The following is an 11,845-nucleotide window of genomic DNA, read 5'->3' on the forward strand; positions in this document are numbered from 1 at the left end:
AGCCCGCCGGCGGCGGCGGCCGCGGCGGCGATCTCCGGCGCCGCGTGCCAGGCGCGGTGTCCCAGGTAGACCACGATGCTGTCGCGGCGCGGGTACAGGCGGCGGGCGGAGAGCACCTTGGCGTTGTAGGGGAGCCCCAGCCCTTCCAGCCGTTCGAGCACGGCGCCCCACAGGGCGGGGGCGGCCTCGGCGCTCCCGGCGCCCAGGTAGACCCGCAGCCGTGCGCCCTCTTCCAGGCCGTGCCCGGCCGAGCCGCTCACCAGCAGGAAGCCCGGTGAGATCGCCGCCTGCACGGCCGGCAGGCTGACCCGGCGCGCCGGCCCGGCGGGGGTGGCGACCTCCTCGCCGAGGCGGGACTCGGGGATCCGCACGCGCACCCGGTTCAGCCGGACCACGCCCGGCGTTCCGGGCTCGGCCAGGGCCAGGGCGGGGCAGTCGTCGTGCGGGACCGCGGCACGCAGCAGGCGTTCGAAGTCCGGGTCGCGCAGCGACTTGTGCCGCCGTCCCGCCGCGGGGTCACGGCCCGCGTGGAAGGCGTCGTACAGCGCGTCGGCCAGCGCGCCGCGCAGCGCCTTGGGCCCGTCGGCGGTGACCTCGCGGTCGTCGACCGTGGCGGAGGCGAGGTCCGGGTGGATGCGCACCCGGTCCAGCGATCGCTTCATCATCTCTCCCCCAGGCCCAGCGTGCCGGTGAGGTCGGCGGGACGGAGCAGGGCCGTACGGCCGACGCCGGCCACCGCGCGTTCCAGGGCGGTCAGCCGGCCGCGCCGGCGGGCCGCGGCGATGACCCTGTCGATCAGGTGCCAGCCGGCGAAGGCCGCCGCCCGGACTGCCAGCTCGCGGTCGTCGCGCGCCGCGGGGCGGGCGTCGAGGTAGCCGGTCCAGAACGCCTCGACGTAGGGGCGCAGGGTCTCGAAGCGGCGGGCGCCGCCGGCGACGACCTCGCGGTCGCTCATGCCGTCCTCGGGACCGGCCATGCCGAGCACGCCCCGGTGGAGCCACTCCCCGGCGAAGGCGCCCACATCCCGTGCGGCGTCGGCGAGCCGGGCCTCCTCCCAGTCGGTCAGGTACAGCGTCCCCTCGTGGTGGAGGAACTGGTCGAGTCGCAGGTCGCCGTGGACCAGGACGCGCGGGCCCCGGCTCTCCCGGTCGCACACGCCGATGATCGCTTCGACGATCTCGGGGTCGTCGTGCAGGATCGCCCACGCCTCCAGCTCCGCGCCGCTGGAGGCGTTGTAGACCTCCAGCGGCAGGGCGGCCAGGTGGTCGCGCGGCGGCAGCGGCGGTTCGGAGGTGTCCGCCGCGATGGGCAGCGGTGCGCGCAGGGCGTGGAGCGTTCCGATCCGGATGCCCGCGGCGTGCGCGAGATCCCAGGTGAAGGCGTCCTTCTCGGCGAGGTCGGCCCCGTTGCGCGCGTCTTGCAGCAGGGTGAAGGCGAGCAGGCCGGAGGTCTCGTCGCCGCCCAGGAAGCGGGGTGCGTCGATCACCGGGTGCGCGTCGAGCGCCTCGCCCATCGCCCTGGTGCGTTCCACCCTCCGGCGGACCTGGCCGGCCTCACCGAGGGCGCGCTTGACGAAGACGGGGACGCCGGCGTCGGTCACACCCGCCCAGGTGTCGTTGCGGCCGGAGAACGCGAAGACGTTCTCCTCCCGCAGGACGCCGAGCCGCAGTCCGGTGAGGAGCTCCGCGACCTGGGGGACCTGGTCGAGCGGCACCGGGACCGGTCTGAGCTGCTCATCCACGGCCGTCACCGTCGGCCCGGAAGCGGGAGACGCGGCGCGGCCGGCTTCCGGTGGCCGCGCCGGTGCACGAGCACCGGCATTCCGTGAACATGGCTGTGCCTCTTTCTCAACGCCCGATGGATGACGATCGACGGCGGTGCCGTCAGGGAGGACGGTGACGAGCCCGGGACGGGACCGGCGGACCCGCCGTGACCGACCACGGTGGGCTCGTCATGGGAGAGAGCATCGTGCGAGGCACTTAGGAGTCGCTTCAGGCGAGGTCGACAAATCTGTCCGGACTCTTGTCCGGGTTGTTTGTCAGATTTTCAGAGGGCTTCGCGGGGAAGCGCTCCGGCCGTTTCCGGCCTGTCGGCGGCGGTGACGGGCCCGCCCGCGGAGGGCTGGAGGAGCTCTCGCCTCGCCGTCAGGCCCTGAGGTAGGCGAGGACGGCGAGCACCCGGCGGTGCAGGGCGTCGTCGGGCGGCAGGCCGAGCTTGGCGAAGACGTTGCCGATGTGCTTCTCCACCGTGCTGGCGGAGACCACCAGCCGCTCGGCGATGGCCGTGTTGGAGTGCCCTTCGGCCATCAGAGCCAGGAGCTGCCGTTCCCGCGCGGTCAGCGCCCCCAGGGGATCGCCCCGGCGCTGCCCGGCCAGCAGCTCCGCGACGACCTGCGGGTCGAGCACGGTCGCGCCCCGGGCGACCCGGTCCAGAGCGTCCAGGAACTCCGCGACCCTGGAGACCCGGTTCTTCAGCAGGTACCCGACCGCGCCGGAGCCGTCCGCGAGCAGATCACCGGCGTAGGACGCCTCCACGTACTGGCTGAGCACCAGGACGGGGGCGCCGGGCAGCCGCGAGCGGGCGGCGATCGCCGCGCGCAGGCCCTCGTCCGTGTAGGTCGGCGGCATCCGCACATCGACGATCGACACGTCCGGGCGGTGCCGGAGCACCGCCTCGACCAGGGCCGGGCCGTCGCCGACCGCGGCCACCACCTGGTGGCCGTCCTCGACGAGCAGGCGCACCAGTCCCTCGCGCAGCAGTACCGCGTCGTCGGCCACGACGATCCGCAGCGGACCGCGGACCGCACGGTCCGGCGAGGGTCCGGACGCTGTCGCGGACACCGGTTCCGGTGCCGCACCGGACACCGGTTCCGGTGCCGCACCGGGCGCCGTCGTGGGTGCCGTCGCGGGTGTCGGTGCGGGTGCCGTCGCGGACGTCGCCCCGTACGGGTTCAGCAGCACGGCAGCTCCGCGGTGACCGTCGTCGGGCCGCCGTGGGGACTGGTGACCCGCAGCCGGCCGCCGACCGCGTGCAGCCGGTCCTCCAGTCCCCGCAACCCGTGTCCCTTGTCCAGCGCGGCGCCGCCCACTCCGTCGTCCGTCACCCGTACCCGCAGGATCCCCTCACCGTGGCGCAGCCCGACCACGCACCGGTCGGCGTGGCTGTGCTTGGCCACGTTGGTCAGCGCCTCGGCGATCACGAAATACGCGGCCGTCTCGACGGCGGCGTCCAGCCGGCGGTCCAGGGGACCGGCGTCGAGATCGACGGGCACGGTCGAGCGCGCGGCCAGGGTGGTGAGCGCCGCGCGCAGGCCGCGGTCGACGAGGACCGGCGGGGCGATGCCGCGCGACAGGGCCCGCAGCTCCTCGAGCGCCTCCTCGGTCTGGACGATCGCGTCGGCGAGCGCCGTACGGACGACCTCCGGTCTGCTGTCGAAGTTGTGCTGGGCGCGGCCGAGCTCCATCGCCAGGCGGACCAGCCGCTGCTGGGGCCCGTCGTGGATGTCGCGTTCGAGTCGGCGCAGCGCGGCCGCCTCGGCCGTCACCGCGGCGACGGTCTGCGCGCGGGCGGTGTCCCGCTCCTGCTCCAGCCCGCTGATCCTGCGGTGCAGCGCGGACGCGTCGGACAGCAGCGTCCGTCCCAACCCCGCCTGGACGGCGACGCACGCCCGGGTCATCAGCGGCAGGGTGAGCAGCGCCAGCAGGCCGAGCACGGTTCCGAAGGTGAGTCGTTCGGCCGGTGACGTCAGTCCCAGGCTCAGGGCGACGTGGGACCGCGCGTCGCCCATGGTCAAGGTCATGGGCCGCATCCGCCCGACGGACGCGTAGGAGCCGCGCAGGGCGGACGTGCTGCCGCCGAGGCCGACGAACCACCAGAGCACCGTCACCGCCGAGGTGACCAGGGCGACGGGGAGCACCGCCACCGCGTGCGCCGCACCGAGCCACACCCCCGGATCGGACGCGGCGGCCGTCTCCTCCGGCCTCCGCCGCCGACCCGCGCCCTCCACCCGGGCGGCGGCGGAACGCCCCCCGGCGCCGACGGAACGCACCTTGGCGATCCGCCACCGCTCCACGTCGGTGAACCACCGCACCGGCGCCAGGCCGCCGGTCGCGACCCGCGACCCGCCCGGCAGCAGTGAACCGACCGCTCCGATGCCCAGGCCGGTGAGCACCAGCAGCAGGCCGGCCGCGGCGGTCACCGGCGCGGTGAGCAGGTACAGCGACTCCACGACCGTGCGACGCCCCGTGCGGAAGACGAACCCGGCGCCCGACCGCCACCCGGGCCGGACCGGGGAGGGGAACGACCCGATCATGCTCCCAGCCTAGCCATCCGAACGCCGCGGACCCCTGGCGAGCACGGGCGGGCACGGGTGGGCACGGGCGACCCCTGGCGAGCACGGGCGGGACCGGGCGATCCCCCGCTCGCCGTGGCCGCCGGAGGCGGGATCGGAAGGTGGGGCAGGCCCCACCTCCGAGTGTCCGGCGCACCCCGGTGACCGGGTGACCGCCGTGCGGAATGGTGATCGGAATGACACGGCGTCACGACGCGCCCGACCGAACCGGAGGGTTCCCCTTGCACAGTCCCACAGCCCCGTCGCGATCCGCAGGCGTCCCCGGCCGCCTGCTCGCCGTACTCGCCGCCCTGGCCGCGGCACTGGCCGCCGCTTTCGTCGTCGCCCCGAGCACGCTGGCGGCGAGCGGGCAGGACGGCGGTCTCGCCGACAGGCGCGTCCTCGTCGCGGCCCTCCGCGAGGCGTTCGTCGGATACTGGGGTTCCGGGGGCCCGGACCTCCCCCCGGACCTGCGGAGCGTCGTCGACCACTGGTTCCGCTACCACGTGGCCAAGGGCGTGATCGCCGCGATCCTGCTGATCGTGCTCGTCGCGCTCGGAGTCCTTCTCTGGAAGGCGTTCCTGAGGGCCGGCGGCCACGGGGCGGCGAGGAGCGCCGCCCTCGCGTCGGCGGGCGTCCTGACCACGATGCTCGGGCTGTTCTCGCTGCTGGCGGTGATGGCCAACGTCCAGGGTGCGGTGGCGCCCCTCTCCTCGCTGCTGCCGATGCTGACGGCCGGCGAGACCGGCGGAGCGCTCGCCGGCACGCTCGACCAGGTCAGGCGGCGGCTGGCCGGCTCCCTGGACGGAGGCGACCCGATCCCGCCCGCCCTCGAGGTGATGATCAGCGACTTCTCCCGGTACCACGCGGTGCTGGCCGGGGTCGCCGTGGTCACGGCGGTCGTCCTCATCGGGATGAGCGTGGCGTCGTGGCAGCGGTTCGCGCGGACGGACCCGTCCGACCGGCGGGCGAGACGCGTGCTCGGGTCGTTCGGTGTCCTGTCCGCGCTGCTGTCGCCGGCCGTGATCGTCATCGGTGCGGCGAACACGGCCTCCGCGGCGGACTCGGCGCCGGCGCTCCTGGCCTTCTTCGAAGGCGGATGGTGACGCGCCCGGCGCGGTGATCCGCGCCTCGGCTCACCGCCTGCTTCACCGGCGCGGCGATCGGCGCCTCAGCTCACCGCCTGCTTCACCAGCGCGGCGATCCGCTCCTCCACCTCGGCCGTCACCTCGGTCAGGGCGAAAGCGGTCGGCCACATCGTGCCCTCGTCCAGCTTCGCCAGGTCGTTGAACCCGAGCGTCGCGTAGCGCGCCTTGAACTTCTCCGCGCTCTGGAAGAAGCAGACGATCTTGCCGTCCAGCGCGTAGGCGGGCATGCCGTACCAGAGCTTCGGCGCGAGGTCCGGGGCGTTGGCCGTGACGACGGCGTGCACGCGCTCGGCCATGATCCGGTCCGAGTCCTGCATCCCGGCGATCTTCTCGAGCACGTCCCGCTCCGCCTCCGCCGCCTTGTCCGCACGAGAGCCGCGGCGCGCCGCCTTCTTCTGCTCCTGGGCGTGCTCCTTCATCGCGGCCCGCTCCTCGGCCGTGAACCCCTCGTACGTGCCGCTTTCGACGTTGCTCATCGTGCTCTCCCTCATCGCTTTCGGTATGAGACAAGAATGCCCGTCCGGATTGATACATCCGCTATGCGATGACGATGCGGCGCAGCGGGCGCCCGCCGGCCTCGCGGTGTGATCCCGCTTGACCTTGACACAGTGACAAGGCCTTCACTGTGTCCGAGGAGGTGGTCCCGATGACCATGCGGGAAGAGTCCCGGGAAGAGGACAGGGGAGAGGACACGGACATGATGCGAGCTCTCCAGGGGCTGGAGGACGGCGACCCGTCGGTGCGGCTGCGGGCGGCGCTGGCGGTCGGCACGGCCCCGGACCCGCGATTCGTCGGCAGGCTCATCGAGCGCTGCGCGATCGAGCCCGAGTTCTACGTGCGTGAGATGCTCACCTGGGCGCTCACCCGCCACCCGTCGTCGGCGACGGTCCCGGAGCTCATCGGTGAACTCCGCTCCGAGCGCGCGCGGGCCCGGAGCCAGGCGCTGCACACGCTGTCCAAGATCGGGGATCGGTGGGCGTGGCCGGCGATCACACGGGCGCTCCTGGCCGACGCCGATGACGAGGTGGCGCGGAGCGCCTGGCGGGCAGCGGTCGCACTCGTGCCGGAGGGGGAGGAGTCCGGGCTGGCCGGAGTGCTGGCGACACAGCTCGGGCGCGGCGGGCGCGAGACGCAGTTGAGCCTCAGCCGGGCGCTGATCGCACTCGGTGAGGCGGTCACGCCGACCCTGCGGGCGGCGATGACGGATCCCGACCCTCGCGTGCGCGGGCACGCGATCGCCACGGAACGGCTCGCGCGCGACCCCGACGCCGGGTTCGAGTTCGCGATCGAGGAGGCGAAGCGCATCATGGCCCTCGGCACGACCGGCCAGGAGGGGTGACGAGACGGTGTTGATCGGTGACGTGGCGCGACGCTCCGGGGTCAGCGCCCGGATGCTCAGACATTACGACTCGCTCGGCCTGCTGCGGCCGATGGGCCGTACCGACGCCGGCTATCGGGAGTACTCCGGCGAGGACATCCGGCGGATCTTCCACATCGAGAGCCTGCGGTCGCTGGGGCTGTCGCTGAGCGAGGTCAGGCGCGCGCTCGACGATCCCGGCTTCGCGCCCGCGGAACTCGTCGACGACCTCATCCGCCAGGTGCGAGAACGCATCGCCGCTGAGACGGAGCTGCTCACGCGGCTCCGCCGGATCGCCGCCGCGGGACCCGCGAACTGGGAGGACGTCCTCCAGACCGTCGCGCTCCTGCAGGCCCTGGGATCGAAGAGCGCCGGGAGCCGTCAGCGTGCCGCCCTGTCCTCGGCCGAAGAGGTCCCGGTGCCGGTGGAGGCACTGGTCGAGGCGGTGCTGAGCGAGACGGACCCGAACGTCGCCGGAGCCCTCCGGTGGGCTCTGGCGCGATCGGGTGACGGCGGATCGGCGCTGCTGGCGCAGGCCCTCGGCTCACCGGTGGCCGAGGTGCGGAAACGCGCCGTCCAGTCCCTCGCTGAGATTCCGGACGGTGAGGCGACCGCACTGCTGCGGGACGCTCTGGCGAACCCCGACATCGCGGTCCGCAGATACGCGGCGCTGGCGCTCGGGGCGCGCGGGGTGGCCGACGCGGTCCCGACGCTCATCGACATGATCGCGGAGGAGGTGAACGACGTCGACGCGGCCGACGCGCTGAGCGCGCTGGCGAGCCGTCCCGCGCTGGCGGATCGGATCGCCGCCGGGCTCGTCGGCCGCCTCACCCGCGGCGCCCTCGGATCGTCCGCGCGCCGCCGGCTGACGGAGGCGCTCGCGGACATCCCCGGAACCACGACGTCACGTGCCCTCGCCGAGCTGTCACGGGACGAGGACCGCGCCGTCGCGCTCACCGCGGCGTACATCCTCGGGATACGCGACACACGATGACGGATCTCTCCCGGCTTCTCCCGGGATGACGCGCGGGGGCCCGACCGGCGAATTCCGGTTTCATCAATCGGGGATTTCGGTCTATCTGCTTTTGGACCGTTCCTTTACACGCTGCACACGTGCGTGCACAATTTACCTCACCGATGGGGATTCGAGATCGCCGAACCGTTAAGGCAGTCCTTCTGTGTCGGCCATGTACGGTGACCAGCGCATCATCGACGCCCACGTCGCCGAATGTCATGCCCGAAATCATGCATATAGACCTATCGCTTCCGAGATAGTGGGAAATTCGCACGATGGCCGAACTGTCGCCGTCGTCCGGCGTACAGCGGCGTCATGTCTCGCGGCCGAGTGGAAACCGGCCTCGGCCCTGCGAGGCCGGCGACGGCACGGGGTGAGGCGGGGATCGATGGCGGGGGTTCACGGTGATGAACGATGGCGATGATCGATGGCGGCGTCTCGCCCTGGTCGCGGCGTTCGGCCTGCCGGTGCTCTTCACGTTCTGCGGTGCGAGCCTGCTGATCGTCTCGGGCAGCCCCGGCTACGCCGCCGCCGGCGCCGCCGCGCTGACCGGCGTCACCGCGCTCAACCTCTTCCTGGTGGCGGGATCGGCCTGGGCGGCGCGTTTCACGAGAAGCGGACGACTCTGGCTGATCGTGCTCGTCTGGGCGCTGCAGCCCGCACTCGCGGCGGGTCTGCTGCTCGGAGCGTTCGGCGCGGACCGGCGCTGGGCACTGGCCGCCGCGGCCCTGGTCGGGGTGGTCGCCGCGCCGGTGTACGCCCGGCAGCGGCGGAAGATCACCGAGATGCAGGTCCTTCAGCCGCTGGCGGTCGACTCGCTGCGTGACGCGGCGTCGGTGGACGCCGCCACCCGGACACCACCGGACGACGCGAAACTGCCCGCTGCCAACAGGGCCGTTGAGCGGCTCAACCGGGCACGGGCGTTGATGACGCTGGCCGTACGGGAGGACGACTCCGATCGGGTGCAGGAGGCGATGCCTCTCCTGCGAGCGGCGCTCACCGACCCCGCGCTGGATCCTGTGATCGCGCTTTCGGCCGCCGACCACCTGGTCAACGCCGAGAGCGTCCTGGCCGAGCGCAGCCGGGACGGGCGCCGGTACGCCCAAGCGATCGACCTGCTCGCCGAGGTGGTCGGGGAGAACCCCGGACTACCGGCGGGCAGGGCCAAGCTGCACGGGCATCGTGCCTCCTACCTGGTGTTCCGGATGCGGTGCGCGGACGAGACCCTCGCCCACGCCCGGCAGCGCGGCGACGGGGCCGGGGAGACGAGCGCGGAAGAGGAGACGCGCGAGCTCTACCGAGCCGTCAAGCGAGAGCACCTGGCCGCGATCGACGGCATGACGCCGGGCACGCCCGTATGGGCGCAGGAGCTGGCGATGTACGGCATGTTCCTCTCCCAGGGGGCGGCGATGGGAGAGGAGGACGGCTTCGACGAAGCCGTCGAGCTGGTCCGGCGGGCACTGGATCGACGTTTCGGGCTGCCGTCCGAGATCCGCCCGACCACCGAACTCGGCCTCGCGGACGTGCTGCTGAGGCGGGCCGCGCACCTGGACGACGACGTGCGCGACCTCGACGAGGCCGAGGCGATCCTCACGCGGCTGGTCCGGCACGGCCCGCCGATCGAGTCCGGCGCCAGGGCGCTGCTCCTCGATCTCTCCGTCCTCCGGGCGGGAACCGGGTGAGGCTCCCGTGGCACCGCGGTCGCCGGTCCGGCCCCGCGGGAGGCGTCGCCGAGCGGGCTCGGGCCGCGTTCACCGCCGGGCTCTCCGACGGCGTCGTCGACCTGACCTCCGTCGCCGACACGTTCGTCGCGTGGGCCCGGCGTCACGGCACGGACGCGGAGCTGGCGGAGGCGTACCGGATGCGCGCGGTGGTCACCGCCAGGGAGGCCCTGCGGCGCGGCACGACCAGCGAGCAGTACCGGGTCCTCGGCCGAGCCGAGCACGCGGCGGCCGAGGCGGGCTACCGCCTGGCCGAGGCCGGACAGGTCCGCGACGCCGTAACCGTCGTCGAGCACTCCCGCGCCGTCCTGCTGACCCGCATGATCGGCGGCCTCGATCCTCGGACCAGGACGGCTCTCCAGGCCGCCGGGCGCGGCGATCTCGTCGCCGCGTACGAGCGGGCCATCCGGCGCCGTGCGGACGCCTACCGGCGCCTGTACCGGGACGGCGGCCCGGCCGGCGTGCCCATCGTCCGGGCCGGCCGCGCCTTCACCACGGGTACCCCGTCCGATCTCGAACGAGCCGCGGCCGAGGTCACCCGGGTGACGCGGGAGAGCGCCGAGACGGCGGGCACCGCCGACTCACTGGAGGTCCCCCCGTACGAGCTGATCCGGCGGGCGGCCCGCCGGGCACCCGCCGTCTACATCGCCTGCGCCTACGAATCCGGCTACGCCCTCATCGTCCGCGGCCACGGCGGGCCCCGGTGGGTGCGCCTGCCGGAGCTGCGCCTCGGCGACGAATTCGCCGCCCTGAAGCGGCCGGATCCGGTGCCCAGCGCGCTGGCCGCAGGAGTGCGCCTGCTCGCGGACAAGCTCGGTCCCCTGGTGCGAGAGCTGAGGGGGGACGCCGAGATCGCCCTGATACCGGTGGGCGAACTCGGCAACCTGCCCTTCAACGCCGCGCTCCTGGAGGCCACCATCGACGATCCGGAGAGAGAACCCCTCGCGGTCAGATACCTGCCGAACGCGCGCGCCGCCCTCGACGACCCGCTGACCGTCGAGCCGGCGCCACGCGTGCTCGTGGTCGATGCCGCCGAGGCGCGGGGCCTGCCCGCGCTGCGCGTCGCCCGCAGGCAGGCGGCCGCGCTGACCGAGAGGTACCGGCCTGCCTCGGACCGGCTCAGCGACGCCACCTGCGCCCAGGTGCTCGACCGGCTCGCCGACGCGACCGTGGTGCAGTTCTTCTGTCACGGCCGGGCCGAGCCGGCCGATCCGCTGCTCGGCGGATTGGAGCTGATGGACGGACGGCTGTCGGTGGGGGCGCTCATGGGCCGTCCGCCGGGCCGGCCGCAACTGGTGGTGCTGGCGGCCTGCGAGAGCCAGACCACGGGCACCGCGGCGCCGAACGAGGCGGTCGGCCTGCCCGCGGCGCTGATCCAGGCCGGGGCCGCCGGGGTCGTGGCCGCGCAATGGCAGGTCGACGAGCGGGCCGCGATGCTGCTCCTCAACCGCTTCCACGACTTCCTCGCCGCAGGCCGGTCACCCGCACGGGCACTGACCGAGGCGCAGTGCTGGCTCCGCGGCGCCGACGGCGCCGAGATCGCCACCCGCTACCCCGAGCTGACCTCCCGCCGGCGGTCCTCGGCATTCGCCGGTCAACGGAACGCGGCGATCCCCTACAAGGAGCCCGTCTACTGGGCTGCCTTCGGATACACAGGGCGCTGACCCGACAAAGGAGGATGAATGGAATACGTGGTGCTTTATGTTGATTTCGAGAAGATGTCGCCTGAGGAGGCCGACGCCTTCTCCGCGGAGGCCGAATCGCTCGGCTTCGACGTGGACGACCTCACTCCGACGATGGGCGTCGACCCGGACATCGTGGTCCTGATAATCAGCGCCCTGGGCGCCATGCTGGGGGTGCTGGCGGAGAGCGCGGGGAAGTCCGCGGGCGAACGGCTGTGGGGGCTGCTGAAGTACGTGCTGCCCTTGGGCAAGGACAGGCAGGACGGGGAGGCGGCGATCACGGACCGGAGCACCCGGGTGACATTCGTCTTCGACACCGCGGCCATGGAAGCGGGCAAGGTCGCCGCGCGTGAGATGTCCGCCCTCGCCTCCACCGTGAGCGCGATCCCCGACGGCACCGTCCTGCGCTGGGACCCGGCGCAGCGGAAATGGAAGGTCTAGGACGCCGGACGGCGGTGACGCCGTCCGGCCGGGCCGTGGTCTCCGGGGGATCGCTCGGCGCGCGATTCCCCGTCCGTATCATTTCGAAAGCCGTGGGGCGCCCGGCATCTCGTGCCCGTGCAGTGGAATTGCGCCTGGGTTAGAGTTTCCG

The 11,845-nt window shown here is 73.3% G+C and carries 11 protein-coding genes; 6 read left to right on the top strand and 5 right to left on the bottom strand.

Annotation, left to right across the window (positions count from 1 at the left end):
* The 4 genes from ACWJ6R_RS04495 to ACWJ6R_RS04510 all read right to left on the bottom strand — a co-directional run.
* A partial coding sequence (locus tag ACWJ6R_RS04495; protein ID WP_449060965.1) for a T3SS effector HopA1 family protein occupies positions 1-662 on the bottom strand: 662 nt, incomplete at its 3' end.
* Complete coding sequence (gene lxmK / locus ACWJ6R_RS04500) at positions 662-1,741, bottom strand: class V lanthionine synthetase subunit LxmK (protein WP_449060966.1); 1,080 nt, start codon at positions 1,739-1,741, stop codon at positions 662-664. The genes ACWJ6R_RS04495 and lxmK, both read right to left, overlap by 1 nt.
* A 403-nt stretch (positions 1,742-2,144) precedes the next feature.
* A complete protein-coding gene (locus ACWJ6R_RS04505) occupies positions 2,145-2,789 on the bottom strand; it encodes a LuxR C-terminal-related transcriptional regulator (RefSeq protein WP_449060990.1) in 645 nt (214 codons plus the stop codon).
* Between the two features lie 161 nt (positions 2,790-2,950).
* Positions 2,951-4,312 (bottom strand): sensor domain-containing protein, encoded by a 1,362-nt coding sequence (locus ACWJ6R_RS04510; RefSeq protein ID WP_449060967.1) that lies wholly within the window; start codon positions 4,310-4,312, stop codon positions 2,951-2,953.
* Between the two features lie 260 nt (positions 4,313-4,572).
* Between ACWJ6R_RS04510 and ACWJ6R_RS04515 the strand changes: the two genes are divergently transcribed.
* A complete protein-coding gene (locus tag ACWJ6R_RS04515; protein ID WP_449060968.1) occupies positions 4,573-5,436 on the top strand; it encodes a hypothetical protein in 864 nt (287 codons plus the stop codon).
* A 65-nt stretch (positions 5,437-5,501) separates the two neighbouring features.
* Here ACWJ6R_RS04515 and ACWJ6R_RS04520 read toward each other — a convergent pair whose 3' ends face one another.
* Positions 5,502-5,954: an iron chaperone gene (locus ACWJ6R_RS04520; RefSeq protein WP_449060969.1), complete on the bottom strand. Its 453-nt coding sequence runs from the start codon at positions 5,952-5,954 to the stop codon at positions 5,502-5,504.
* Positions 5,955-6,175: 221 nt separating this feature from the next.
* Between ACWJ6R_RS04520 and ACWJ6R_RS04525 the strand changes: the two genes are divergently transcribed.
* From ACWJ6R_RS04525 to ACWJ6R_RS04545, 5 genes are all read left to right on the top strand, one after another.
* Complete coding sequence (locus tag ACWJ6R_RS04525; protein ID WP_449060970.1) at positions 6,176-6,817, top strand: HEAT repeat domain-containing protein; 642 nt, start codon at positions 6,176-6,178, stop codon at positions 6,815-6,817.
* A 22-nt stretch (positions 6,818-6,839) separates the two neighbouring features.
* Positions 6,840-7,829, top strand: coding sequence for a HEAT repeat domain-containing protein (locus ACWJ6R_RS04530; RefSeq protein ID WP_449060971.1), 990 nt, complete (start codon positions 6,840-6,842; stop codon positions 7,827-7,829).
* Between the two features lie 428 nt (positions 7,830-8,257).
* Positions 8,258-9,532, top strand: coding sequence for a hypothetical protein (locus ACWJ6R_RS04535; RefSeq protein WP_449060972.1), 1,275 nt, complete (start codon positions 8,258-8,260; stop codon positions 9,530-9,532).
* Positions 9,529-11,235, top strand: a complete 1,707-nt coding sequence (locus tag ACWJ6R_RS04540; protein ID WP_449060973.1) for a CHAT domain-containing protein — start codon at positions 9,529-9,531, stop codon at positions 11,233-11,235. The genes ACWJ6R_RS04535 and ACWJ6R_RS04540 overlap by 4 nt, the downstream gene beginning before the upstream one ends.
* Positions 11,236-11,253: 18 nt before the next feature.
* On the top strand, positions 11,254-11,694 hold the full coding sequence (locus ACWJ6R_RS04545; RefSeq protein ID WP_449060974.1) for a hypothetical protein: 441 nt from the start codon (positions 11,254-11,256) through the stop codon (positions 11,692-11,694).
* The last annotated feature ends 151 nt before the right edge of the window (positions 11,695-11,845 follow it).

This window comes from Planomonospora algeriensis, from assembly GCF_977012225.1.